The following is a 25515-nucleotide window of genomic DNA, read 5'->3' as shown; positions in this document are numbered from 1 at the left end:
GAGGATGACTATATCCATGAATTACGCCGCTAACGTCTCTAATCATAAAGTTGGGTTTCGCCCAAATTTATTTGAGCAACTATTCGATGACCAGCCTCGTCATTTAGCGCATGAACTCGTGGTTCGCAGGCTTAATATTGATGAGTTAAAGTCTTCAGTAGCCCAAGACCTAGAAGCGTTATTAAATACTCGCTGTGTGGTGTCGAGTAAGCTGCAAGCCTATCAACATGTACGCTCATCGATACTAAACTTTGGCATATTGGACTTTGTGGGACTGAGTAGTGCCAATCCTGCAGACTGTGATTATATCTGCCGACAAATCGCGCAGACAGTCGAGCAGCAAGACAGTCGTCTGCAGAATGTCAGAGTATCGCTAGATATTGGCGCTGTTGATGTCAATCAGCTGTGTTTTTCAATTGAAGCGTTACTGAAAGTTTATCCTGCCCAAGAGTTGGTCAGTTTCGATGCGTTCTTTGAGCCAAGCTCTCAGCGTTATTTAATAAAATAGTCATTATTAATTTAATGAAATAACCAGTGTTACCGCTCAATCTTTACAGTTAACAGCGATCACTATATTGAGGCATCATGGACAGTCTACTTCCTTATTTTGAGCATGAGCTTAGTTTATTTAATAAGCAATCAAAAGAATTTGCCAAAAAGTATCCCAAAATTGCCAATCGGTTATTGATGGGTCACGATACGGTAGATGATCCGCATATTGAGCGATTGATACAGGCTTTTTCACTGATTAGTGCGCGCATCAATAAAAAGCTAGACGATTCGTATGCCGACTTTACCGAATCTCTATTAGAAGTCGTTTATCCCGATTATCTTAAGCCTTTTCCATCAGTCTCTATTGCACAGTTTAACCTAGGCGTGCAGGGCAATGCGATGAGTGAGCCTGTTTTAGTGCCTAAAAAAAGTATGTTTGCTAGTCAAAAAATCAACGGCACGCCTTGCCAGTTTCAGTCAACCCAAGACGTGACGTTGCTACCGCTACAGATAGATAGCGTCGATTTTGAGACGCGCCAAGAAGTATACGATAATCAGCATGGACTGCTTAACGGCTGCATTAGCATTAAATTTAAAGGCCTTAATCCGAGCTTTGACTATCAGGCTTTGTTAAATCATCCGCTAGATTTATATATAGATGAGGATGCCAGTCAAGGCACCAGCTTGTGGGATCTGCTAGGGTGTGATGTGAAACAAACACACCTTCATGGTAGGCAGGTCAATAAGATAACGGGTAGTCCGTTTGAGATTATAGGCTTCGATCCGGAGCAGCAAATTCTTCCTAGTCATCGAGTGAGTAACGCTGCCTCTGCATTATTAAAAGAGTACTTTTATTTCCCTGAAAAATTCAATTTCTTACGCCTCAATCTTGGCCGTGTTTGTCCCAATTTAAAAATTGATAGCACTGGTTTTGAGATTCGCTGTTATTTTAAGTTTGATAAAAAAAACACCATCCATTTAAAAAACTTGCAGCAACTGAGTGCCAGCAGTATTAAGCTGTTTTGTACGCCCGTGGTCAATCTATTCAAGGCAGCCGCCAAGCCCATTCAAGTCACTCATCGCTCTATCTATTATGATTTGGTGCCCGATACTCGTGCGCTTTTTCAACATGAGATTTATGAGGTCAATAAAGTCATAGAGTCCAAGCAAAGTAATAATCGTTTGATACAACGTGAGTATCATCCGTTTTATGCGCTCAATCACTATGAGCAGCAAGATGATGGTCGTTATTATCATATCAAACGCGATAAGGATATGGCTGAATTTAAGCAGGGCTTTGAATATCAGATTATGTTTGTAGAAAAGCAGCGTGAGGATGTGTCAGGTGCGGTGAGCATAAGTGCTGCTCTGCTATGCACCAATAGAGACTTGCCCGCGCAAGTAGTGTTCGGTCAAAGCCGAGGTGATTTGTTTAGTGAGGGGATGACGGGCTTTAGTAGTCTGTCATTATTAAAGCAGCCTACCAGAACGGCACGTTTTGAATACACTGGTGAGGAGCGTTGGCGACTAATATCGCTGATCAGTTTGAATTTTTTATCACTTGCTGCCCAAGACGCTGAGCTGATGAAAGAGTATCTGTCGCTCTATGACATTACCCAGTCTGCCTCGAATAAACTGCTGGTAGAAGGCATCGTCTCTGTCACCACCAGTATCAAAGCTCAGCGAATTCAGCGCTTGCCGCAACCTGGGTTTGTACGCGGTACGGTCATTGATATTCAGATTAACCAAAAGAATTTTGCTGGAGTGAGTATCCGCCAATTTGCCCATTTATTGGCCCATGTTTTTGGCTATCACGCCAGCTTAAACAGCTTCGTTGAGGTTGCCATCAGTGATGCCGTTACCAAAGAGGAGATATACAGATGTCAGCCACGCAGCGGTCTCAGTCCTCTTATTTAACGGATTTACTGGCGGCACCGCAATCCTATGAGCTATTGCAAGCACTGCGTTTGGTTCAGCATGAATTCGGTATGGGGCATGCCCCTATTGAGGTGCGCTACCGTGCCTCGTTGTCATTGGCGTATCCGCAAGCTGAAATTGAGTCGATGGCGCTCATTGCTCAAGACAATATGGAAGACAGTGGCCGTTCAGTAAAGGATGACCAAATAAAGGACAATTCATTAAATGTCAGTTCGTTAATGGCCAGGCAGATAGAGGTTTGTCCAGCAGTTATCGGACTCACAGGCCCATTATCAGCTTTGCCCGCGATGTATACCGACCATTTAGCATCGCGAGTCAATCATGCAAAAGACAAAGCAGCCCCCGCTTTTTTGGACTTATTTAACCATCGATTGACGGATTTGTACGTACAAGCGAGCTGGTTTTATAATTTGCCATTACAGTATGAATTAAATAATAAGAAAGACAGCTACCTGTTGAGCTTGCGAGCGCTGGCACGGCAGCCGAAAAAGCTAACGGCAATCGATAGCTTGATTGCTTATGCTGGCATGATTGCCCCCGGACGTCTGACCGCTGATCAGTTAGCACATGTACTGTCGCACTTCTTAGATAGCACGGTCAGCGTTCAGCAGTTCGTGCCTGAGTGGTTTGATCTGCCCGCTAGCGAGCAGACCGCACTCGGTGGTCAGCATGCGGCACTTGGGATATCTACATTTTGCGGCGCGCGGGCTGTACAGTTCGATAGCAAAATTAGAATCGTCTTTCATCAGTTGGATGCCAAACGCTATTTAAGACTGTTGCCTGCAGGGGATATGTATCGCGTCATTATCGATTTTATTCGTAAATGGTGCGGTGTGAGCTTGGCGGTCGAAATGCAGCTGGAGCTAGACAAGCAATATATTACCCCTTTGTCATTATCAGAAAGCAGCTTTGGTGGCTTAGGGCAGGGTGGGTTTTTGGTATCGAAGCCTGCGACTCAGCATCATGATGACACCCGCTATGCGTTGCCTATTCAGTAAAGATTTTATGGTTAATAGATAGATAAGTTGCTTGCTCATTTATGAGAAATACTGAGTTTTATATATAGATAGGTTTTATCTATTACTAAGAGCCATACATCGGTTTTATAAAAATAATATTAAGTCTATTGAACATGCCAAAGGAAAAGATTTATGAGCCAGTTAAAAGCTGTAATTACCCGCTTAAGCCCAAGCTGTCGACAGTGTTTGCAGCAGGCAGCTAGGCTTTGTATCAATAACGGGCATCGTGAAGTTGATACTGTCCATCTGCTACGTGAACTGATTGCTACGCCGCACAATGATGTGGCTCAGATACTTAAGTTCAATAAGATTGCTCAGCCATCGCTTTTAGCAGACATGACCGATTTGCTGAATACCTTTGGTCAAGCAACAGGCTCTACCCCTGTGTTTAGTCAAGGATTGATGGCGTTGTTAGAGGACGCATGGGAGCTAGCCAGTAGCCAACATGGTCAGAGTGCTGATAATAATAGCGCACTAGAAATCCGCTCTGGGCACATATTGCTCGTGCTATTGGCATATGAGCGTTATCAGTCGCTACTCAAAACCCTTCCTGAGCAGCTACAGTATATCGATCGTTTTACCTTAAAAGATGACTATGAGCGCCAGTGTCTCGGTAGTACCGAGGGCAGTGGATCAAGCAGTAATAAAAGTACCAATAACAGAGGCATCAATAAAGACACTGAGGATAGTGCAGATAAGAATACAGCCAGTCAGGTGTCTTCAACAGAGCAACCCACGACTCAGTCGACCCCTGCGTTGGATAAATATACTTACGATTTGACTGCAAAGGCCAGTGCCGAGCAAATAGATCCGGTCATCGGCCGTGAGTTTGAGATTCATCAGCTGATCGATATTTTGGTTCGTCGTCGTCAAAACAACCCTATTTTGACGGGTGAAGCAGGTGTGGGTAAGACCGCTGTGGTAGAAGGCTTGGCGCAAAAAATAGTCGCCGGTCAAGTGCCAGATCAGCTAAAAGACGTGACGATACGGAGTCTCGACATGGGCTTACTACAAGCAGGGGCGAGCGTCAAAGGGGAGTTTGAGAATCGTCTCAAGCAAGTCATCGAAGAAGTACAAGCCTCGCTACAGCCGATTATTTTGTTCATTGATGAAGCACATACCCTTATCGGTGCTGGTGGGCAGGCAGGTCAAAACGATGCAGCGAATTTACTGAAACCGGCGCTGGCTCGTGGTGAGCTGAGAACCATTGCTGCGACGACGTGGTCAGAGTACAAAAAATACTTCGAAAAAGACGCGGCATTATCACGTCGCTTCCAAGTCGTCAAAGTCGATGAACCTGATATCGAGACGGCTGTAGCGATGATTCGTGGGTTGAGTGCCAAGATGCAGGCGCATTTCGGTATTTTAATAGACGATGATGCGCTACAAGCGGCGGTTGAATTATCCGCACGTTATATCAGTGATCGACAACTACCTGATAAAGCGGTCAGCGTATTAGATACGGCAGCGGCACGGGTGAGTTTATCAAAGACAGCCATGCCCAATCAGCTAGATAGGCTACAAGCCAAAGGTGTGCAATTAGAGCAGCATATCAACAATCTCAGTCAACAGCTTGAGCGTATCGGCGGTGTGGATGAAAAAGAGAAAGTCAGCCAAAAAATTGCCGTGCTTGATGAGCAGCGTCAGTCGAATCAACAAAGCATTATTGACATGACAGCTCGCTGGCAGGAGCAACGTCAGCTTAATGATCAGCTTGATGCACTCAATCAGCAGTTGAATGGTAAGGCTGATAATGCCTCTAATAAAAATATACTTAGTGCAAAAGAGCGCTTAGACAAACAGTCTGAATATCAAAGTATTGAGCAGTCACTAAAACAAGTACAAGAGACACATCGCCTCATTCATCCTGTATTAGACAGACAAGTGATTAAACAGATTATCTCGGATTGGACAGGGATTCCACTTAACGATATGGCAGGGAATGAGAAAGACCATATCTTAAATTTGGCTGATACCTTGCAAGCACGTGTCATTGGGCAAGATCATTCTGTGGCCGCTATCGTTAAGCGGATTCATACCGCAAAAGCGCGCCTAGATGACCCCAATCGCCCGCAAGGGGTGTTTATGCTAGTCGGGCCAAGCGGTGTGGGCAAGACGGAAACCGCATTGGCGCTATCAGAGGTACTGTATGGGGGTGAGCGTAACCTTATCACCATTAACTTGTCAGAGTATCAAGAAGCGCACAGCGTTGCCTCGTTAAAAGGCTCGCCGCCAGGTTATGTTGGCTATGGTGAAGGTGGTGTGTTGACCGAAGCGATTCGCCGTCGTCCTTACAGCGTGCTCTTGCTCGATGAAGTCGAAAAAGCCCATCCAGACGTGTTGGATTTGTTTTATCAGGTCTTTGATAAAGGGGTGATGGAAGACAGCGAGGGACGTTTGATTGACTTCAAAAACACCCTGATCTTATTGACCAGTAATGTTGGTTCGTCTGCGATTATGCAGGCATGCATCAATACTGATCCAGCCGTTACTGATTTTAGCCTGCCAGACAGTGATAGCCTAAAACAAGTTATTAATCCGCATTTGTATAAAGCCTTTAAACCCGCGTTTTTGGGTCGCTTAACGGTCATTCCTTATTATCCGTTAACGGATGACGCGCTCGCAGAAATCATTCGCCTGAAACTGGATAAAATCACTGGCCGTATTCATGACAATTATGATGTCCCTTGTGTCATTGATCCTGAAGTGATCGAGCTGATTTTATCACGTTGTCATGAGGTCGACTCTGGTGCACGTAACGCCGATGCTATTATCAGTCATACCTTGCTACCGCAGCTGGCAGGTCAATTATTGGCTCACGATGACAGTCAAAGTGTCCTCAAGAAAATTACTGTATTCGTCGATGATGAAGATAATTTTGCGTATCGTCTTGATACCGATGCGGTTGTGCCACTGAATCAGATGGCGCAATACAGTGAAAGTGAGACTGAGGATAAGGTTAAAAAGTCGGCAAGCAAACCAGTTTCAGCCAAAAAGCCAGCTACCAAAAAATCTTCTACTAAAAAAGAGCCTGCTACTAAAGAGGCTGCCGTGAAAAAGCCATCAGTAAAAAAAACCATCAGTAAAAAATCTGTTAAGAAGGATTTATTATAATGAATATGGGTAATTCCTTACTAACCGATATCAATGCCCTTATCGCTCCTATTGATGGCAGTCATCATGGTGTCGGCGAAGACCTGACTTTTGATTTACGTATCGATGCCATCGTTGCTGCTCGTCAAGAGGACGATCCACTGCTGGCACAAGGCAACTGGGTCACTGAATTAAAAGTCGCTGATTGGGATTTTGTCAAAAACCAGTGTGCAGAGTTGCTGAGCCATACCAGTAAGGACATGAAGTTGGCGCTTTGGTACGTTGATGCCTTGAGTCATACAGATCATCTGGCAGGTATTAGTCATGGGCTAAGCGTATTGCAAGCATTCAATGACGAGTACTGGCTCACCATGTATCCACCATTAGACGGTGAAGAAGACAGCATGGATATTAGGGCAGGGCTATTGTCATGGTTTGTAAAAGCGCTCACTGATGACCTAAAACAGCTATCACTCTCTGATACAAAAACAGAAAAATATAATTATAACTATTATCTAACCGCTCGTGACCATGACAAGCAGCGTCAGCAAAATCCTGATAGCGAATCGTCCAGCCAATTGACGCTTAGTGATTATAACCAAGCCATCAAGACCAGTAGTGAGACTTGGCAACAAGCACTGATGAGCAATCTGAATAAAGTCACTGAGCAGTGGCAGACACTGACCGATCAGCTCAATAATCTGATGGGTATGGATGCACCAGTCTTCGCACCAGTGACGGATTTATTGATTGCACTGACGCAGCATTTGCGTCCATTGATACCAGCATATTCTGATACTGCTCATAGTATGGGTCAAGAGAGCCAAGCCGATAATGTCGACCTGATTGATCCCAATGAACCTTTAATGTCGGATGGTAATGGACAATCAGCCAGCACAAATAATATTAGCTCAACCAGTTTTAATCCTAGTAACCGCGATCATCAAAGCAATCGTCGGCAAGCGCTTAAATTGCTAGCTCAAATTCAAGACTACTTTGCAACCAATGAGCCGCACAGCCCAGTGACTTTTTTACTCGGTCGGGCGATTGATTGGGCCGATATGCCACTGGATCAATGGCTCACTCATATCATCAAAAACGAAGATCAATTATCGATGCTGTCTGACATGATTGGTATTCAGCCCAAACGTGATTCCTCTGACGATGATCATTAAATTAAAGTTGGATTGATAGAACTGTTGGTTAAATTGCAATGCTTGCATTACTTTTTACTTTGCAATTTTGATCGCTAAACCTTTAGATAGAGAAGGGCTTGTCATGGTATGGACTCAAACAAAGCGGCATGTGCAACTTAGCAGTGCCCATCCTGATATTGCCACCAGTATTATTCAACAGGCTGACTTGGTTGAGAGTTTGTTAGGTATGCCATTACCTGACAGCGTTTGGCGTAAGCCCGCGCTGATGCCAGCGCCTGATGCCTACCCAAGCCCTTATCATCACGACCAACGCGCGCAGTCCTATCAGCAACGTCAGCTCGCTCTATTCAGTGGCTACCGTATTAGCATTACGTTACTGCACCCACAAGCAGAACTGGATATACAACAATGGTTAGGCCAAAAACTAGCCATGCACTGGCACACGGGTGACGCCATACTACCCAGCCAAATCCGTCACGGCATCATCACCGAAGCCGTTGCCCTTGGTAGCAACAGTGGTATGGCTGCCTACCGTATTATCTGCGAACCTATCTTAAGCCAATTACGCCTGAACAGTCATAACCGCCGTCATCATCATCTAAGTTTAAGCGAGCTTATCAAAGATATTATTAGCCCATATGATATAGACGTTGAGATTGACGAGCGTCTCAGTGATGACAGCAGCTATCATATTCAGCATAGCGTCCAATACAACCAAACCGATCTCGCTTACTTAACGCAGTATCTCACCCTTTACGGTATTACTGGCTACTACCGTCATGAAGCGGATAGTCACACGCTAGTGTTACTTCCTCATAATGGCGAAATACTGCGCCCTGATGCCAATGACATTCAAAGCATTCTCAGTCAAAACCCTGCCAATCTCGCTGATAGACAAGATCGCATCACCGCCATTCGTCCCCGTATTGCCCAGCATATTCAGCAAAGCGATCTACATCGTTATGACAGTCGCTTGATGAGTACCTATACCGGCAGTAGCAGTAGCGCGCAACCTATCGATTCATCAAGCAGCACGCATCAGCGCTTTTTGCACAGTCATAGTTATTTAAACGATGATGGACTCACCGCACTTGCCACCCGCTATCAGCAGAACGCTGAGCAGCTGGCCAATCTAGGCAGCCTAACCGGCAACATCCGTCATCTGAATTTGCCAAGTAGCCACTATATCGATGGCAACCCTTATTTGACTGATCCGATCAGTCTCGTCTCTATTCATCAGCACATTAACAATCATATACCAGCAGACTGGCTCGGCGCTGCGCCCTTTGATCCCATTACTTTACAGCCCAATGCGAAGCATTACAATGATGACGACAATGACAACAACGTCCATCATATCACTGCCTGCTACCTACCGTTTCCACATCATCACCACATTCCCTATGGGGAGCAGTTTGCTACACTTGGACAACCGCATCCCAGTCTGACAGGTCTCATGAGTGCCAGTATTATTGATACAGATAGCAGCGCCATCACCCATGACCGTAACCACCGTGCGCATATCAGATATCACTGGCAAAGCGAAGGAGACGATAGCGCGCACTGGATACCCATTGCTAGTCACCTCGTTGCCGACCACATGGGACAGACTCATCCTCTGCGTCATGGACAGCATGTCCTTATCGACTTCATCGGTGGTGACATCACTCATCCCATCATCATTGGCAGTACCCATAACGGGCAAGGCAATACTGATGCTCAGCATAATAGCATCGTCAGTGATACCGACACTATTGACGCCACCAGTCCCGCTTGGTTCATCAATCAAAGCCATACTTATCCCATAGATGGGATTAAGACTCAAAGTATCGACAGCAGTCGCACAGGCGATGCCACTAAAGACAGCCTTATTAACGGCTATAACCAGCTGATGTTTGACGCCCATCCTGACAGTCCACAGATTAACGTCTATAGCAGCAGCTTCCAGTCCAGCCTAACCATCGGTCATCTGTATCAGCATAGCGACCATACTCGTGGTCAAGCACGGGGCAAAGGTATCAGCATCGAGACTCAAGCCGCTGCCAACGTGCAAGGCAGTACAGGTATTCATATCAGTAGCAGTCAGTCAGACCCCTCATCAAAATCTCACATGAGTCATGACAGCCACGGCAAACTACAAACAGCCGATCAACACCAGCAAGCCTACACCCAGCTGGCTGATACCCATCAGCCAGTGGGACTAGAGGGTAGTACTAATAATAAGCAAAGCAAAGATAAGAGTAACAAGGAAGAATCCCAAACGCCATTTGCCCAATTTAGCAAAGACACTAACGATAGTACGCTTAGCGAAGCTGGACAATGGCAACAACCTAATCTGCTGATCGACTCCCAGCGTCATCTAGCGATGCTCAGCGGACAACATAGCCAGCACACCAGTACCCAAAGCACGCATAGTCATGCCACCGATAGCACCCATCATCACAGTCAAACCCAAATGAATCAGTTGGTAGCAGGCGATATACATTACTACAGCAATAAAGCGCAAACCCATACCGCCGCTCATGGCGATGTGATCATACAAGCGCATCAAGAGCAAATGCGACTCGATAGTGAACAAGTACTACGCCTGCACAGTCGCGATAGTATTGAGATTATCGCGCCTGATACGCTGACGCTAAAAGCGGCAGGCAGTGGCATTGAAATATCGGGTGGCAATGTGACGTTTATCACGCCTGCTCAAGTGGGCTACAAGGCGAGTAAGGTGGATTGGGGCAGTGGGGGTGGAGGGCTTGCTAGATCTATATCCTTAAGACAAGCAAAGATTATAGAAGGTAAAAAGTATTACCTGAAATATAAAGCTGAAGATGAAGAAGGCAACATACTTAGGAATCGCGATTATATCGCCTATAATCATGCGACTGAAGAGACGATCATAGGTAAGACAGATAACTTAGGATACACCGAGCAGTTTATTACTGAAGAACCAGAAAATATTGAAATACATGTTGTAGAGGGACAAGATAATGGCTAAGAAAACAGGGTATATTCATTTATCTATTTCAGGTAGTGTTTTCGTAACAAGCTGTAGGTATGAAATAAAAATCAATAGTAGCGCTATACTTTCTAAAACCCCAATTATTGGACTAATAGGTGCCAAAGATATAGTGGGCAATAAAGGAATCAAAAGAATAGATTTTAGCTACGATAGCGGTAAGGTAGATGTCAATAAAATAATTATAGGTTATAAACTATTTATTGGAGAGTTAAAAGTAGATGAGGGTACTCTAAATGCTTCAAGTAGCAGTAAAGCTCAGATAATAAATAATAATGTCAATCAGCTTCATATTAGGTCGACAGTTGAAGTAACTATAGATAATCGAGAAGCCCAAAGAAAAGTGAATGCGCAGACCTGCAAATATCCTGATGGTGCGATTCAAGTAGCGGAATATATTGTTAAGGAAATACAGAAAAACGTTAGATCTAGTGAGGCTGCAAAAATAAAGTCTCAGTTATCATCTATAATAGCACCGAGAAAAGCTTTAGGGTTTTATAATTGGTATATGCAAGTTGCCCCCGGCAAATCATGGGATCATAAGCCTAAAATTAAAGATCATCCGAGTCTTAAATATCTAGCTGTTCAGAGAAAACTTGAATCGGGTAGAATGTCCAATTCATTTTTTCATAAATATAAAAATTACGATTATTTTTATGATGTTTGGTCAAACATTCATTATGGCTATGTAGGCAGGTATGTAGGGTTTGACGCAAATACTTTGCTAACGGGTTCTTATCTACAACAATTTGGCAAGGAAGCAATTGATGAGGTGATGAAGGTTAAAAATAGTGAAAAAGTTTTCAAAGATATGGAGCTTAAAGCAGATACCAAAGACGATATTACAGCCATGCAAATAGGTATAGATTTGTTTGAAAATTTTTATCCTGCAACATATGTCACTGAATATTTGATATTGAAAATATTAGATTCTACAGCTGATTCAAACTTGCCATATTCTAAACAGGCCCATGTATGTTATTTATAGAATAAACAGGAATCATAATGCATTTAAAGAAAAATTTAATAAAATACATAGTAATTCTAAATATGCTATTTGCTATAAATAGCCTATTAGGATGTATGCATGCAAATTCTTCAAACAAGATTTTTTTGAATAATAAAACAAGCTTTACGCTTTATACTTCGAAGTTTGAGACCGAAGATAGTGATACTGAGATTACCTTAGAAGAGATGGAGTCGGAAAAACGTATAGTTTTAGATGTCAATGAAAAAAATCTTTATTATGTTAGTGATTATGCTCTATTAGCGGATTCTCTAGTTAATATTGATATTATGTGGCATGTTACCGATAAGAACAGTGAGGGAAAGCCTTCGTACAAAAATCAGGGAGAGGTCTTTAATGTATCAGATACAGAAAAAGGTTTTTGTAGCTACGAAATCGATATTTATGATACTCATACTGAGGTTAGAGGGCTAGGTGAAGGGTTGTGTGATAAAAAGATAATACTCAATGAAGATTTCTGACAGATTATAGGAGCTATCAAACTTAGTATCTATACGATGATAAGCAGCGTACAGAACAGATCATTGATGCTGAAGGTAATGCTGTTCACTATCATTATGACGATAGTAAATCTTGGCTAAGTACCCTCGTTAAACGAGTCGATTATCCAGATGGCAATAGCATCGAGATGCGCTACGATGATATCGGTCAGCTGACTGATAAATATGATGATACGTTAGGCATTACTACTTCAACTCACTATGATGTTGATGGTCTAGTCATCAAACAAGTAGACGCATCAGGCAATAGTACTGCTTATGCTTATGATGACTATCGTTGTCTAAGCCAGCTCACCAATGAGAATGGTGAGACATGGATATTTGAGTATGATAAAGGTGATAATCTTGTTGGTGAAACCCGTTTTGATGGTCATTAAAGTCGATATCGCTTTGACGCGCTTGGCAACTTAATAAGCCAAACTGATAATCCGCATCTGCCCTCAAACCAACAGCGCCGTATCAGTTATGAGCGAGACTTGATAGGACAGATAGTGACTCAAATCAGTACAAGCGCAGAGCAGTCTGCACAAGTACAATATCAATATGATAAAGCAGGCAAACTGCTGAGCGCAACCAACCCGCACAGTCGAATCGATTTCGCTTACGATGCCAATGGACAACTCATCAAAGAGCGTCAAACCAGCACCCTTAACATCGCAGGCTTACAACATGAGTATAGCTTAGCGCTACAGTATCAATACGATGAGCTAGGCAATCGTACAGCCACCACCTTACCTGACGGCAAAGTCATCAATCAGTTGTATTACGGCTCAGGGCACACTCGTGGGCAAGCACGTGGAAAAGGCATCAGTATCGAGACCCAAGCCGCCGCTAATGTGCAAGGTAGTACGGGTATTCATATCAGTAGCCAAGCATCAGACCCCTTATCAAAATCTCATATGAGTCATGACAGCCACAGCAAACTACAAACTGCTGACCAACACCAGCAAGCTCACGCGCAGCTAGCTGACACACATCAGCCAGTGGGACTAGAGGGTAGTACTAATAATAAGCAAAACAAAGATAAGAGTAACAAGGAAGAATCCCAAACGCCATTTGCCCAATTTAGCAAAGACACCAATGACGCAACCTTAAGCGAGTCCGGACAATGGCAACAAGCGCATCTGCTGATCGACTCTCAGCGTCACCTAGCTATTATGACCGGACAACATAGCCAGCATACCAGTACCCAAAACACGCACAGCCATGCTACAGATAGCACCCATCATCATAGCCAAACACAGATGAATCAGTTGGTGTCAGGTGATATTCATTATTACAGTAATAAAGCCCAAACCCATACCGCCGCGCATGGTGATGTGACCATACAAGCCCATCAGAATGAGATGCGCCTCGATAGTGAGCAAGTCCTGCGACTCTATAGTCGAGATAGTATTGATATCATCGCGCCTGATACGCTAACGCTGAAAGCCGCAGGCAGCGGTATTGAGATATCAGGTGGCAATGTGACGTTTATCACGCCTGCTCAAGTTGGCTATAAAGCGAGTAAAGTGGATTGGGAGAGTGGGGGTGGGCTTTCGTTAAGTAAGGTTAATCTAATGCAGGCAAAAATATCCCATAGTCTTTTATATACTACACAGTTCAAATTATTAGACTCAGATAAAAAGCCTCAACCAAACATAAAGTATGTAGCATTCTTAGAAGACGGAGAAGTTGTATCAGGTATTACTAATGCTAGTGGAGAAACTCAGCAATTCCAAACCGAAAATCCAGAAGAAATAGCAGTACATTTTTCTACTGAATTATTGAGTGGTGTTGAAGTTACAAGGTCGGGAGATTAAATGTGAGTGAACAAACTGTAAGCAGCACTTTTAAGCTTGAATATAAGAACTCAAATGGTAGACATGATTTTGTCGACGCTCATTATAGAATAGTAGATAAAAGAGGAAGAGTATTAAGAACCGGTAAAACTAATGAAGATGGAAAGACTGAACCAGCCACTATAAAGAAAGGCGAACCAATCTATATAGAATTAAGAGATTTATCTACAAACACATGGGAGTCTGCAAGTCCTCGAAAAAAAATGGGTTACACACCAACTAAATCAGGACAAAGCGCTACTGTTTTGGTTTCCAACTGCTATTTTCAAGCTAAGCTAATGGCTAACAAATGGGTCAATTTTAAAAAACCTTGGCGTTATGAAGTGGTATTTCAAGGAGACAATAACAAAAAAATCACATTGAAAGGTACATTAGATAAAGAAGGTAAGACTAAGGTTTATGATTCACAAAAGATGCCAATGGCTAAGAACCACGAGTATACAGCAATAGCAAGATTTGAAGAACTGGCTATAAGCAGTCAACCCAATGTTGAAATAGTATTTATTGAACCTATTACAGGCGAAAGGTTTACTGACTCTAAACGCGTTATTCCTATAGGGTCTGATAAAAAATATCGTGAGTTTCAGATTCAACTAACTCCAAGCACTACAAAGGTTTATAGCGAAAAAAGTACAGTTCAACTGCAAGAACAAAAGCAGCGAAGAACAATAATACTTGATGTAGATATAACAGCGGGAGCAACGTATACGGTAACTCGAGAAGATGAAAAAAAATTCTTCGACAATAAGTTAGCGGAAACGAAAAAATCTGTCTTTAAAGATGGTACACCGCATATTGTCTATATTCCTAATAAGTACAATGGAAAAGTACTACTTAAAAGAGGCAGTAAGACTATTGCGACTTTTCCATTAGAAGCCTTAGACCCGAATGATACAAACGCACCTGTTGTGTTCTGTTTAAGCAATAAGTCGACTAGTATACCAAAACGGAAAGTATCGACAAATGGTATCGATGAAACAGAGCCTATGATGTGGCATTTTCAGACAAAAGAATCACTAGCAGAAGGGCTCTATGAATTTGATGAAAAAAGTAAAGGCTCAACCAATGATCTAAAAAAAATTGCTAATACTGTCTTTGGTTCAATAGCTTTTGATGGCGTTTTACTACCTACAGTCGGGGAAGCGCAAAATGCACTAAAAGCTAACAACAGAAGTTTTATCTATGACGCATTTAGAAAACTCAAAGTCGGTAAAGATAAGCAAGATAGATTAAGATTTTATATTAAAAAGTCTAAAACTGGAGCCAATATGATTGTGTTTAAAGGCTACTCTGGGCTTAGAGGTTTTTTAACAGGTACAAGATACGGTATTGATAATATGAAAGTCGGTATGACTGCTTCTGCATCTAGCGTTTATGCAGCGGCAACATCAGTAGGTTTAGGAGCAGCAGCTAAGACGACAGCATCTACAGCAGGCAAAAGTTTAGGCGGTATAGGGTTTGGTATAGTTGCCGTTTTCGAAATAGCAGAATGGCTCACTTCAGATGATCCATTTAACAACTGGTCAGATTTGTGGATGGGACTTGGTAGTAGTGCCATTAAAGCGGTTGTCGCTACAGCAGCAGGATTGGCTGTTGGAGCTTTTGCAATTGCTTTAACGGCAGCGGCTGCTCCAGCTATTGCTGTTATCGCTGTAGGTGTTGGAGTGACAATACTTGTATCATTTGGTCTCGAAGCACTAGATTCAAGGTTTCAAATAACTAACAGAGTCAAAGGTTATATGAATGAGCTTGGCTACTAAACTAGGAGTATTATCTTGAAAAACATACCTTGTCAACTACCTGATCCAGTAGCGTTTCCAGAAAAGCTGTATATGCATTTTAAAGGAAAAATAGCCGTTTTTTTTATAATTTTATTGTCAGGGTTTTTAGCATTCGCTCATTATTTAGTTGGTAGTAGTCAATTGTGGACACTTACTGTATTAGGTTTTTTCTTTACATATACAATGATTCCTACTAAATGGTATATGCAGAATGTCTATCGGTTTTTTATTGGCTCTTTTATTGGTGTTTTATCTACTTCATTAGTATTTTATTATATTGGCTGGCTTTTTTTTATTAGTATAGGTATTGATATAGCAATGCCCATGTTAGTGCTGAGTACAATAATTATATATATTTCTATATTCAGTATAGAGTTGTATCAGTTCAGAAATAAAATTAAGGTGTACCGACAACTAATAGAAAAATCAGTTACAGGTGTTGATAAAAAAACCTCTGTTTTCTCATTTGATATTTGGATTACAGCTTTAAAGAGCTCATCTGTGAACTTGGGCAGTGGCATATCTATGTATATACTTCTTATTTTGACAGTTCCTGTACTTATAATAGGTTTCTTCGGTGGCAACCCTTTAATATCTGCTAGAATTATTTTGGACAGTAATCAAGATTTTTTGGCTTACATTGTCATGTGCCTAGTTTGTATCGCTTTGAGTGTTTTTTTAATCGCAGTAGTAGTAGAAGAGTTGCTCAAAGTAGTTGCGCTAATACAGTTAGATGATTGAACCTTGCCGTCAAATCCATGGACATTACCTTGGGAAGCTTTAGTCACGCATTCTGACAATAAAAGTTAAACCACACCTATCTTGGCGGTTTATGGCCCAAACCCTTTTGAATTCTCGTTTGGCTGTAGTACTGATTTCCCTATCAGAGTGAACGATTAGCCCTTTGCTTGGCCGCTTGTTCTTGATAGCCATATTGAGTGCACAGCATACCAAATCTGCGGTCATGTGTTTATTAATGGCGTAGCCGACTAGCTCCTTGGTATATAAGTCTTCAACACCAGCCAAGTATAGCCAACCCTCGCTTGTCTAGACATAGGTGATATCACTGACCCAAGACTCATGATAACGCTTAGCAATCGAACTACTGATCAAGTATGTTTGGATAAACTAGCTTATTGTGATTAGAGTCAGTGGTGACTTTAAAGTGTTTGTGGCGACGGCATTTAATGCCATGTTCTTATTGGAATGAGTTTTGCTGGAGCTGTCATAAACATAAAGGAAGCTTCTGATACAGGAGATCTAAATCATATGACAAAAATAACTGTAACAGAAACTCTTAAACTTGGTGGTACTGTCTACGGAGGATATTATGGTGCTATGGCGGGAACAGCCATTTTAGCAGTAGCGTTTGGAGTAACTACTGGTGGATTAGGGTTTGTTGTATTGGGTGCTGGAGCAGTCATAGGTGGTGCAGTTGGAAGTTTCGCGGGTGCTGAATCTGGAAACTTACTAGCAGATGAAATTAATGAGAGAATATAATGAACTGGGAGAATACTTTAGGTTGGCTTGTTATCATTTCAGGGTTAGGCGGAATAGTTGTTTCAATGATATTACGTCAAATGGTTATTCATTATACACAAAAAAACCTAAAGTCATTATGTTATTACCTCTATGGGGATGAGCACTATTACAAAGGTAAGCTAAACATGTATGACATGTTTTTTATGACTTTTATAGCTACACCTATTTTTATTCAATATCATTTTGTATACAAAAGGAAAGGGTGTCTACCAATGTTTAGAGGCGGTAGAGGCACTAGTATCATGCATACTAACTTAGATGAAAAAAACGCTCTATTATTAGTTAAGAAACATTATAAATGGCTAGTTTTAAATATTTTATCTTTATTTTTTGGTTTGTTTTGGATGTTTGGAGTTTTCTTTTTTACATGGTTGAAGAGAGAGGTAAGTAGTTAGACATATTGGAAACAAGGTGAATGATATATTATGACTTATTAGTAGATATTGGCACTCTTATTTTTGTATTAGGTATGATTCTATGGATGATTTCACAGCAACTAGTTATTCGTTACACCCAGAATAATTTAAGATCTTTATGCAAGTATCTTTACGGTAATGAAAGTTATTACAAAGGAAAGTTGAATATGTATGAAATGTTATTTATGACTTTCATCGCAACTCCTATATTTATTCAATATTACTTCATATATAAAAGAAAAGGATACTTTCCCATTTTCAAAAATGGTAATAGTACCATGCACAATAGCTTAGATGAAAAAAATACACTTTTATTGATTAAGGATCATCATCAATGGTTAGTGCTAAATGTTATATCTTTAGGGCTGGCCTTATTCTGGTTCTTTGGTAGTATGCTTTTTATGTTTTTAGCAAAAAGAGCAGGTACAGGTAGTTAATATAGAGCTATCATTAATGCACAGATTTATTGATATGTGAGATAGCTTAAATAAAAACAAGAAGGCTGTGAATGCAACTACGCGACGACTTTGCCAAACATATCAGTGAACTTCATAATCCTATAGAGCGTCCTTATACCGCTAGCATAGGCAAAAACTTATTAGAGAACTCTGAAGATATTGAACATCTCAACAAAGAAATTCATGATGTTAATCCTGATTATCTGACCTTCTTGCCAGCATATTTTTGGATGTTTTATTTTGCTATTGGGTGGGTTTATTTTTCTTCATTCTGGTTAGGTAATTATTTTCTTCAAGATATTGGAGAGGTTGTCTTTATAGATGGTGAATTTAGTATTTTTGATATAGTATTCAGCTTCTTATGGATTGTTGTATTTGGTACGCCACTAATTTTATTTCTCTATCAACTTATTAGAAAACACTTCATTCGCACCCAGTATTATTTTTTAAAAAAAGAACAGAAAATAGCTTATTATTACCGCCCACTGATGAAGTTTAGACAGCCTTATGAGCTTAAAGTAGTCGACTATAAAAACGTACATCCAGACTTGCATCTGGACAAATATAATCAAGCTTACACACCACTCAATCTCTACGTCGCTGATCCTGAGACAGGAGACATTACCCATCATTTAAAGCTTGAGGATTATAGAGTCAACCCACGAGTGCAATGGGCATTTATTCGCACCTATATGGAAAGCCCTGCTGATGAGCTGCCAATAGACAACGAACTCTGCCAAGCATACCCTGCGGATACCAGTCAATCACTTTTTGCTTGCGCTGATATTATTTATCGCAAAAACGGTATACTGCCGAGTGATCATTCTGGCGGTGGTCAGATCATGGTCTTTATAATAGGCTCAATAATAGCTTTAGGTAATCTATTTCAGGCTAATCATTACCAATGTACTAAGCGAGCCATCTTACATCCTGACGTTCAAAAGCTACTTACATGGGACGGTCAAGACAACCCTTATCCTATTCAGCCCATAAATGATGAAGCCAAATTAGCCTTTGACGGTAGAAATTGGGAAGTTAATGTCAGATGGGTATGTATCATACTTATTAACATGGGTTTATTTGTATGGGCGGTGGTGGCTTATAATAGTTGAGGAAAATTTTGGTATCAATATGCAAGCTTCTTTGGCGATAAAGACACGATCGATGTCAACAATTACCCTAACAACCTTTTTAATAGTTCTACAAAAAACATAAGACCTATGGCGAGTCTTGAGTAGGATATGCAAGCCTATACGGCAGTACTGACTAAGAAATATCTTGAACCGACATTTAAAATTAAAATTGCATAACAAAAAAGACCTCGCTACTGTGTTTGTCAGTAGCGAGGTCTTTTACGTAAATAGCGTCAATACCTATAGCTTACAGTTCACACTATATTCTTGACCATTATGCATACTTACTTTCATGATTCCATAATCAGCCTTAGTGTGCCAGTCATAACTCATTTTTGGATCAGAGTTATTAGTATAACGAGCCCCTGAGCCTGAGACCGCTTGATTGAGCGTAACACTCTTATTATTCAAGCCAATCTTTGGTAAATTAACGTTCAAGTTGGCAACTTGCCCATTGTCTGAATATGTTGCCATTACTTGTCCATTATCTTTACAAGTAAAGGCACTTTCTGGATTGCTATCCACAGTAGGATTAGAGGCACAAGCTGCTAATAACAAAATGACTGGTGTCACTACTAGAATTTTTTTCATATTTCTTCTCTATAAATTATAGTTTTATTTGCATAGCTACAATGGTGGTAGCTATTAAGCGCCATATATTAACGCAAAACATTACTCGTATTGTTGTTTTTAATTAACATCAACTAAGATGCCGTTTTATTTTGCCACTTTTTGTTGTCTTGATTGAAATACCACGTCATTGCTATAGGGGCAAGAACGCTCAACCAGATGCCATAAGTAATGGGCAAACCCTGATGCACTGCAAGACAACTTAGCCCGATAATGATTGCTGCAATGATTATCGCTAAAATATTGTGCTTCGATTTTCGGCACATGAGTGTGCGTAACAAGGTTAATGTCGTTAAAAATATGATTAACATTATCATTAATATGTTCATAGCATAAATTTCTGAAATGCTATGCTCAATAGTATTCGCACTAGCATCAGTAACCAAATTAAGCGCACTGCCTAAGGCAGCTAATGAAGCAAATACGAAAAAATGACCGTAACCAAATAAAAATAAATCATAGCGCCGACGCTCTTTATCTAAAATAGTATCGAAAGGGATAGTGAAATAGAGCCACCATAAAGAAAAAACCAATGCGACTAAGCTAGAGCCTAGCATTATCATAGTGCTGGTAGCAGAGTCAGAGTTGACTAAAAAGTATTGTATGCTGTTGCTGACCCCTAATACACCTTCGCCTAAAACGATAATGGTCAAAAGACCATAACGCTCGGCGATATGCTTAGGATGCCAGTTATTGCTCTGCGCCACGCGCGCCCACATTGGCATCAGTAATTCAGCGGAAATAAATAAGAGCAAGGCAGGCATTTGTATTGAAGTCGGTAGAAACAGCCAAATAATCCAAACGCTTTGTAACGTTAATAGTCCAATAATACTGCGCCCAGCCACTTGTTTGTGGCCTTCTACTTGTTGATAAACGCGCCACCACTGACTACAGCTGGCCAATCGCATGATCGCGTAACCAGTGACGCCTATCCATGTGAGTCCTTGCTCAAAAAACTGATTGATGTTGGCGGCAATCATTAAGGAGCCAAACATTTGCAGCATTACTGAGAGACGGTAATACCAATCATCAGGGTCATACTCTGAGGCAAACCAAGTAAAGCTTGTCCAAGCATTCCACAATATAAAAAAAGCCACGATAAAAGTTAAAAATCCAGAAAAATTATGCTCAAGTAAGCGGTGATGAAGCCCGCTTGCTGCTGCAGCAACAGCAATGACATAGACAAGATCAAATAATAACTCAAGCGTACTAGATGCTCGATGTTGCTCATTAGGATTGCGGGCATGAATTTTATTAATGGCAGGTACGGTGACAGGCATAGGGATCATGATTTATATTTTGCTTACCTAAATTTTTTGAGGATGTTATTTTTTTAGTGAAAAAGCCACGGTTTTGTGACCTATCCAATTGACCCAGCTGACTGGAAAGAACCGCAGTTGCAGTCGGATTATATTCGCCATAACGCCAGGCACGACAAGGAACTCTCTGTTTTCTACGCCTTTGAGCATAGATTCGACGGCATCCTCAATTTTTAGCTCGCCTGCCAGCTTTTTCATTCCGACACCTGCTTTTGCCATTATACCTACCTCAGCCTGAGTAAGAGGCGTGTCGATTGGAGGTGGTGCAAACACAGTAATGTCTATACCTGCGAGTTTCCACTCGTAACTGATGGATTGCATCATACCCCAGACAGCAAATTTTGACGCGCTGTAAGAGCTATAGCCATAGCTGCCTATAAGCGATGCCATCGAAGCTGTGACCATCACTTGTTTGCCACGCGATAAGAAGGGTCGGACAGCCGCTAATACATTGCGCGTACCAAATAGGTTGATACTAATGACGCGTTCAAATTGCTCTTGACTCATATCATCAAAAGTCCAAGGACCCGTTATACCTGCGAAATGCATCAGAATATCAGGAGGAGCAGCACTTGATGCTATGGCAACCTGCTGAATGGTCATGGCCGCATCGGTAACGTCTAGCTTGTAGATGCTAATTGACGCGTTATTGGTATTCAGGCGTTGCAAAGCAGTTAAGGTGTCATTGAGAGGTTGCAAGTCAAATAGCACTAAATTTGAGCCCAATTTAATCAGCTGTTTTGCAGTTTCAAAACCAATACCGGAGGCAGCACCCGTAATATAAATTGTTTTGTTGGTAAAGTAACTCATCAAGCTGACCTCATCTGTTTGGCTTTCTTTTGTCCATTGTGGTTTGCTAAAGAAGTCGTTGTTGATGTGCTTTTTTGCAGAGAACCAAATTTGGCTTCACCAATCAAGTGGCTGACTTTATGGCTAGGAATTAACCAAAATGGGGTAGCCTCGCTACTCGAAGCACAGTTAGGAAAATCAGGGTTGATCGATGGGCCAGCAATGGTTTTCTCAATTACCATAGAAATATACTGATCGGTGCTATCCTCCAACGTATTACCGTTTAGGATCACTTCCATATTAGTGCTTTTGGCATAACGACGAATCGCATTAACTTTGGAGTTCATAGGCGCATAAGCATCAGCACCGACACCATTTTCTGAAGTTACACGGATACCATCGGGCACTCTAGCCACCAACGAATGGTTGCCTTCAGTATGACCTGGCGTATGAATCAAGGCTAAGCCTCTACCCAAATGTAGGCTGCTAGTAAAGGTAATGACCTTATTTGGATCGACTCCCTCAATTCCATTAGGACAATACCATTCAGCTTGCACTGGCAATAATCCTTGTACGCTTTGCCACTCTTTTTCGTGTACCAAAATTTTGGCATTAGGAAAGTAAGCTGCTCTATCCGTACTTCCAAGCCATTGACGCACGTCTTGAGTATGTAGGTGGTCATAACTGATATAGTCAATATCAGCTGGCTTCAACCCAATATCTGCCAATGCCTGAGTGACATCACGTGTAATTGGGGCGACTAGATTTTCAAGCGGTGACCAATTAGGCCTTTTATTCGTTAAACGTTTAAAAAAAGGCGTTTCACGATCGGCATCGATATCCGATGGTGAAAATAATAAGGTTTTTAATTCACCTAAAAAATCATGATACTGAATGATAAAAATTCGGTTTAATATATGTAGATAGGGGAATTTATAAGTGCTTTGAGTGTAGACGCCACTATAAGCGTACCAAGTCGGATAAGGGACTCTAACCATATCAGCGCTTTGATAAAATTGTACCTGCGGTTCATCCATAAAGCGCTCTCTAAATGCACTGGCTTTTTTCCGTGCTGCGCTTAAGCGTTCCTGAGGTAAAGGGCTTTGGCGAACGTCATCAAAGTCGTGAATAGCTTTCATGCCGAGCGATATTAGATCCATAATGCATCTCCTTATGACTGATGGATATCTTAAAATAATACTAACAGTATTATTTTTAAGTTTATAGCGATTTTAAAATACTGCCGAGTTTGTTGAATCAGTGCTTACTAAACCTTGTCCCAATAAGGATCATCACCGAAACGCTCAGCGATCAAATCAATTAAGTAGCGGCAACGCTGAGACAAAAACCGATTTTTTGGATAGACCGCATAGGCATTTAGTGTGGGCAGTTGGTACTGCTGCATGATAGGGACTAGCTCGCCACTGGCTAAGGTTTGATAAGTAATAAAGGTTGGCAAAAAGGCAATGCCTTGGCCTTTCACTGCCATCTCACGCAAAAAATCACCGTTGTTGACTTTTATTTTTGAGTTAACCTCTATCTCATGTTTTTTGCCTTCCTTATCTATCAGTTCTATCGTGCTAGATTTGCTCAGACCATATTGCAAAATTTTATGCGTTGCTAACTCTTCTACCGTTTTTGGTGTGCCCATTTTATCCAGATATTCAGGACTGGCACACAATGCATAACGAATGAGTGCGAGGCGTTTGGCTTGATAGCTAGAATCTTGCATCTCTCTGACACGAATGGCCAGCTCAAATCCTTCTTCGACCAAATCCACATGTCGATCAGAAAAATCTAACTCAAAATTTAGATTAGGGTGTTGATTGGCATATTCATCAATAACGTCATTCAGATGCATCAAGCCAAACGATAATGGCGCGGTCATTTTTAGCGTGCCCTCGATACGAGTCGGAGCGCCACTCGTTTCTTCGTTGAGCGCGTCTACTTCACTCAGTATGTTGCCGACCTTTTGGTAATACTGCTCACCTGCTTGTGTTAAGTTCGATTGGCGCGTGGTGCGGCTAATGAGCTGACTGCCCAATCGTGTTTCTAATTCCTTTAGTCGACGGCTTACAGCTGATTTAGCGATGTTCAGTTGCTCTGCGGCTTTGGTAATGCTCCCTGCTTCGACAATGCGGACAAACATTGCCATATCTTCTAGTTGTCCCATTTGAGCTACTCCTTGACTGTTCTTAAAAAAAGAACTTACATTTATAATTATCACGGTTTATCTATCTATAAGCAACGACTACAATTACTGTGTTTCCTAATCAAATAAAAGCTATTTAAACAAACGTACTCATTACTGGAGCATCACTATGGACAAATTACAACAGCTAAGCACGCCAATTGGCCGTCTATTTTTATCCATGATCTTTATTTTTTCAGGCTTTACCAAAATAACAGGTTACGCTGCTACCCAAGGTTATATGGAATCTATGGGCGTACCTGGAATGCTCTTACCTTTCGTTATTGCGCTTGAGCTATTTGGCGGTATCGCCATTTTGATTGGTTTTAAAGCGCGCCTGATAGCTTTGTTGTTTGTTGGTTTTAACATCGTATCGGCGCTTCTTTTTCATCAATTCTGGATCGATGAATCACAAATGAATCCATTTATGAAAAACATTGCTATCGCTGGCGGCTTCTTAATGATTTTTGCCCATGGCGCAGGTGCGTATTCAATTGATAATAGTAAGACGCATAAAATTTAGTATAGTAAATACTTCACTCATCAGGTTTTATCATCATTAAGGAGTTGCTATGAGCGCATCCATCAATATTGCATTGATTATTGGGAGTTTACGAAAAGAGTCCATCAATCGTAAATTTGCAGAATACCTTGTGTCGCAGATGCCTGACCGTGTGAATATCAAAGAAGTGGATATCGCAGATTTGCCGCTTTATAACCAAGATTATGATGATACAACGATTGATAGCTACGAGCGTGTACGTCAGCAATTAAAAGACGCTGATGCAGTGTTAATCGTCACACCAGAGCACAATCGTACAATGCCTGCGGCTTTAAAAAACGTCATAGATATTGCCTCGCGTCCTTATAAAGAAAGTGTTTGGACACACAAGAAAGTTGCGGTAGTGACGGCCTCACCAGGTAGCTTTGGCGGTATCAATAGTGGACTTGATGTCAGAAAAAGTATGCAAATGCTTTCGGCACAAATGATGATTGATCCCGAAATTTATTTAAGTCGGGCAACTGACAGTTTAAGTGAAGATGGCAGTGTCACTGAACGTACACAAAAATTCTTACAACGCTTCGTTGCTGATTTTGTAGACTTTGCAGGGAAATTGGGTGACTAAATTAATCTCTAACGATCCTGACAACACCGCTATTTATATCACTAAAGAG

23 protein-coding genes and 1 pseudogene are annotated in these 25515 nt (G+C 41.4%); 18 read left to right on the top strand and 6 right to left on the bottom strand.

Going from position 1 to position 25515, the window contains the following annotated elements; genetic code table 11:
* Positions 1-16 precede the first annotated feature (16 nt).
* The 12 genes from tssE to AAEY72_RS07155 all read left to right on the top strand — a co-directional run bounded on the left by tssE (position 17) and on the right by AAEY72_RS07155 (position 16602).
* Positions 17-508 (top strand): type VI secretion system baseplate subunit TssE, encoded by a 492-nt coding sequence (tssE, locus tag AAEY72_RS07210; RefSeq protein WP_352310041.1) that lies wholly within the window; start codon positions 17-19, stop codon positions 506-508.
* Positions 509-585: 77 nt separating this feature from the next.
* Entirely contained in the window at positions 586-2409 is a 1824-nt protein-coding gene (gene tssF / locus AAEY72_RS07205; RefSeq protein ID WP_352310040.1) for a type VI secretion system baseplate subunit TssF, read from the top strand.
* Complete coding sequence (gene tssG, locus AAEY72_RS07200) at positions 2373-3428, top strand: type VI secretion system baseplate subunit TssG (RefSeq protein ID WP_352310039.1); 1056 nt, start codon at positions 2373-2375, stop codon at positions 3426-3428. Before tssF ends, tssG begins: the two co-directional genes overlap by 37 nt.
* A gap of 153 nt (positions 3429-3581) precedes the next feature.
* Positions 3582-6563: a type VI secretion system ATPase TssH gene (tssH, locus tag AAEY72_RS07195; protein ID WP_352310038.1), complete on the top strand. Its 2982-nt coding sequence runs from the start codon at positions 3582-3584 to the stop codon at positions 6561-6563.
* A complete protein-coding gene (tssA, locus tag AAEY72_RS07190) occupies positions 6563-7717 on the top strand; it encodes a type VI secretion system protein TssA (protein ID WP_352310037.1) in 1155 nt (384 codons plus the stop codon). The genes tssH and tssA overlap by 1 nt, the downstream gene beginning before the upstream one ends.
* Before the next feature lie 103 nt (positions 7718-7820).
* On the top strand, positions 7821-10691 hold the full coding sequence (locus tag AAEY72_RS07185; RefSeq protein ID WP_352310036.1) for a contractile injection system protein, VgrG/Pvc8 family: 2871 nt from the start codon (positions 7821-7823) through the stop codon (positions 10689-10691).
* Positions 10684-11700, top strand: coding sequence for a polymorphic toxin type 44 domain-containing protein (locus tag AAEY72_RS07180; protein ID WP_352310035.1), 1017 nt, complete (start codon positions 10684-10686; stop codon positions 11698-11700). The genes AAEY72_RS07185 and AAEY72_RS07180 overlap by 8 nt, the downstream gene beginning before the upstream one ends.
* 17 nt (positions 11701-11717) lie before the next feature.
* Positions 11718-12200 carry a hypothetical protein gene (locus AAEY72_RS07175; RefSeq protein ID WP_352310034.1) on the top strand — a complete coding sequence of 161 codons (483 nt, stop codon included), beginning with the start codon at positions 11718-11720 and terminating at the stop codon, positions 12198-12200.
* Between the two features lie 167 nt (positions 12201-12367).
* Positions 12368-12616: a hypothetical protein gene (locus tag AAEY72_RS07170; RefSeq protein ID WP_352310033.1), complete on the top strand. Its 249-nt coding sequence runs from the start codon at positions 12368-12370 to the stop codon at positions 12614-12616.
* A gap of 114 nt (positions 12617-12730) precedes the next feature.
* Positions 12731-14041, top strand: a complete 1311-nt coding sequence (locus tag AAEY72_RS07165) for a DUF2345 domain-containing protein (RefSeq protein WP_352310032.1) — start codon at positions 12731-12733, stop codon at positions 14039-14041.
* 2 nt (positions 14042-14043) lie between these two features.
* Positions 14044-15840, top strand: coding sequence for a hypothetical protein (locus AAEY72_RS07160; RefSeq protein ID WP_352310031.1), 1797 nt, complete (start codon positions 14044-14046; stop codon positions 15838-15840).
* A gap of 15 nt (positions 15841-15855) precedes the next feature.
* On the top strand, positions 15856-16602 hold the full coding sequence (locus AAEY72_RS07155; protein ID WP_352310030.1) for a hypothetical protein: 747 nt from the start codon (positions 15856-15858) through the stop codon (positions 16600-16602).
* 138 nt (positions 16603-16740) lie between these two features.
* On the opposite strand, the pseudogene AAEY72_RS07150 reads toward AAEY72_RS07155, so the two are convergent.
* A pseudogene (locus AAEY72_RS07150) lies at positions 16741-17059 on the bottom strand (DDE-type integrase/transposase/recombinase); the annotation flags it as partial.
* 8 nt (positions 17060-17067) lie between these two features.
* Here AAEY72_RS07150 and AAEY72_RS07145 point away from each other — a divergent pair.
* The 4 genes from AAEY72_RS07145 to AAEY72_RS07130 all read left to right on the top strand — a co-directional run bounded on the left by AAEY72_RS07145 (position 17068) and on the right by AAEY72_RS07130 (position 19389).
* Positions 17068-17361 (top strand): hypothetical protein, encoded by a 294-nt coding sequence (locus AAEY72_RS07145; RefSeq protein WP_352310029.1) that lies wholly within the window; start codon positions 17068-17070, stop codon positions 17359-17361.
* The gene (locus AAEY72_RS07140; protein WP_352310028.1) at positions 17361-17798 is read left to right on the top strand and encodes a hypothetical protein; all 438 of its coding nucleotides are present in this window, start codon (positions 17361-17363) and stop codon (positions 17796-17798) included. Before AAEY72_RS07145 ends, AAEY72_RS07140 begins: the two co-directional genes overlap by 1 nt.
* Positions 17799-17884: 86 nt before the next feature.
* Positions 17885-18256 carry a hypothetical protein gene (locus AAEY72_RS07135; protein ID WP_352310027.1) on the top strand — a complete coding sequence of 124 codons (372 nt, stop codon included), beginning with the start codon at positions 17885-17887 and terminating at the stop codon, positions 18254-18256.
* A gap of 71 nt (positions 18257-18327) precedes the next feature.
* Positions 18328-19389, top strand: a complete 1062-nt coding sequence (locus tag AAEY72_RS07130) for a hypothetical protein (RefSeq protein ID WP_352310026.1) — start codon at positions 18328-18330, stop codon at positions 19387-19389.
* A 261-nt stretch (positions 19390-19650) separates the two neighbouring features.
* Here the strand turns inward: AAEY72_RS07130 and AAEY72_RS07125 are convergent, their stop codons facing one another.
* From AAEY72_RS07125 to AAEY72_RS07105, 5 genes are all read right to left on the bottom strand, one after another.
* Positions 19651-20001, bottom strand: coding sequence for an MliC family protein (locus tag AAEY72_RS07125; protein WP_352310025.1), 351 nt, complete (start codon positions 19999-20001; stop codon positions 19651-19653).
* A 113-nt stretch (positions 20002-20114) separates the two neighbouring features.
* The gene (locus tag AAEY72_RS07120) at positions 20115-21329 is read right to left on the bottom strand and encodes a low temperature requirement protein A (RefSeq protein WP_352310024.1); all 1215 of its coding nucleotides are present in this window, start codon (positions 21327-21329) and stop codon (positions 20115-20117) included.
* 36 nt (positions 21330-21365) lie between these two features.
* A complete protein-coding gene (locus AAEY72_RS07115) occupies positions 21366-22169 on the bottom strand; it encodes an SDR family NAD(P)-dependent oxidoreductase (RefSeq protein WP_352310023.1) in 804 nt (267 codons plus the stop codon).
* Positions 22169-23308 (bottom strand): MBL fold metallo-hydrolase, encoded by a 1140-nt coding sequence (locus AAEY72_RS07110; protein ID WP_352310022.1) that lies wholly within the window; start codon positions 23306-23308, stop codon positions 22169-22171. The genes AAEY72_RS07115 and AAEY72_RS07110 overlap by 1 nt, the downstream gene beginning before the upstream one ends.
* 107 nt (positions 23309-23415) lie before the next feature.
* Positions 23416-24321 carry a LysR family transcriptional regulator gene (locus AAEY72_RS07105; protein WP_352310021.1) on the bottom strand — a complete coding sequence of 302 codons (906 nt, stop codon included), beginning with the start codon at positions 24319-24321 and terminating at the stop codon, positions 23416-23418.
* A 148-nt stretch (positions 24322-24469) separates the two neighbouring features.
* Here AAEY72_RS07105 and AAEY72_RS07100 point away from each other — a divergent pair, with 148 nt between their 5' ends.
* Both AAEY72_RS07100 and AAEY72_RS07095 read left to right on the top strand, forming a co-directional pair.
* Positions 24470-24862, top strand: a complete 393-nt coding sequence (locus AAEY72_RS07100; RefSeq protein WP_352310020.1) for a DoxX family protein — start codon at positions 24470-24472, stop codon at positions 24860-24862.
* Between the two features lie 49 nt (positions 24863-24911).
* Positions 24912-25466, top strand: coding sequence for an NADPH-dependent FMN reductase (locus AAEY72_RS07095; protein WP_352310019.1), 555 nt, complete (start codon positions 24912-24914; stop codon positions 25464-25466).
* Positions 25467-25515: the final 49 nt, after the last annotated feature.

The organism is Psychrobacter sp. W2-37-MNA-CIBAN-0211 (assembly GCF_040309405.1).
GTDB lineage: Bacteria > Pseudomonadota > Gammaproteobacteria > Pseudomonadales > Moraxellaceae > Psychrobacter > Psychrobacter glaciei.
This window is presented reverse-complemented; position numbering and strand designations above follow the sequence as displayed.

Excerpts from the sequence above, each read along its gene's own strand:
- AAEY72_RS07125 (WP_352310025.1), bottom strand. The coding sequence starts at position 20,001 with ATGAAAAAAATTCTAGTAGTGACACCAGTCATTTTGTTATTAGCAGCT.
- AAEY72_RS07115 (WP_352310023.1), bottom strand. The coding sequence starts at position 22,169 with ATGAGTTACTTTACCAACAAAACAATTTATATTACGGGTGCTGCCTCC.
- AAEY72_RS07100 (WP_352310020.1), top strand. The coding sequence starts at position 24,470 with ATGGACAAATTACAACAGCTAAGCACGCCAATTGGCCGTCTATTTTTA.
- AAEY72_RS07135 (WP_352310027.1), top strand. The coding sequence starts at position 17,885 with ATGATTTCACAGCAACTAGTTATTCGTTACACCCAGAATAATTTAAGA.
- AAEY72_RS07105 (WP_352310021.1), bottom strand. The coding sequence starts at position 24,321 with ATGGGACAACTAGAAGATATGGCAATGTTTGTCCGCATTGTCGAAGCA.
- AAEY72_RS07185 (WP_352310036.1), top strand. The coding sequence starts at position 7,821 with ATGGTATGGACTCAAACAAAGCGGCATGTGCAACTTAGCAGTGCCCAT.
- tssA (WP_352310037.1), top strand. The coding sequence starts at position 6,563 with ATGAATATGGGTAATTCCTTACTAACCGATATCAATGCCCTTATCGCT.
- AAEY72_RS07130 (WP_352310026.1), top strand. The coding sequence starts at position 18,328 with ATGCAACTACGCGACGACTTTGCCAAACATATCAGTGAACTTCATAAT.
- AAEY72_RS07140 (WP_352310028.1), top strand. The coding sequence starts at position 17,361 with ATGAACTGGGAGAATACTTTAGGTTGGCTTGTTATCATTTCAGGGTTA.
- tssG (WP_352310039.1), top strand. The coding sequence starts at position 2,373 with ATGTCAGCCACGCAGCGGTCTCAGTCCTCTTATTTAACGGATTTACTG.
- AAEY72_RS07120 (WP_352310024.1), bottom strand. The coding sequence starts at position 21,329 with ATGATCCCTATGCCTGTCACCGTACCTGCCATTAATAAAATTCATGCC.
- tssE (WP_352310041.1), top strand. The coding sequence starts at position 17 with ATGAATTACGCCGCTAACGTCTCTAATCATAAAGTTGGGTTTCGCCCA.
- AAEY72_RS07110 (WP_352310022.1), bottom strand. The coding sequence starts at position 23,308 with ATGGATCTAATATCGCTCGGCATGAAAGCTATTCACGACTTTGATGAC.
- tssH (WP_352310038.1), top strand. The coding sequence starts at position 3,582 with ATGAGCCAGTTAAAAGCTGTAATTACCCGCTTAAGCCCAAGCTGTCGA.
- AAEY72_RS07180 (WP_352310035.1), top strand. The coding sequence starts at position 10,684 with ATGGCTAAGAAAACAGGGTATATTCATTTATCTATTTCAGGTAGTGTT.
- AAEY72_RS07175 (WP_352310034.1), top strand. The coding sequence starts at position 11,718 with ATGCATTTAAAGAAAAATTTAATAAAATACATAGTAATTCTAAATATG.
- AAEY72_RS07170 (WP_352310033.1), top strand. The coding sequence starts at position 12,368 with ATGCGCTACGATGATATCGGTCAGCTGACTGATAAATATGATGATACG.
- tssF (WP_352310040.1), top strand. The coding sequence starts at position 586 with ATGGACAGTCTACTTCCTTATTTTGAGCATGAGCTTAGTTTATTTAAT.
- AAEY72_RS07095 (WP_352310019.1), top strand. The coding sequence starts at position 24,912 with ATGAGCGCATCCATCAATATTGCATTGATTATTGGGAGTTTACGAAAA.
- AAEY72_RS07145 (WP_352310029.1), top strand. The coding sequence starts at position 17,068 with ATGAGTTTTGCTGGAGCTGTCATAAACATAAAGGAAGCTTCTGATACA.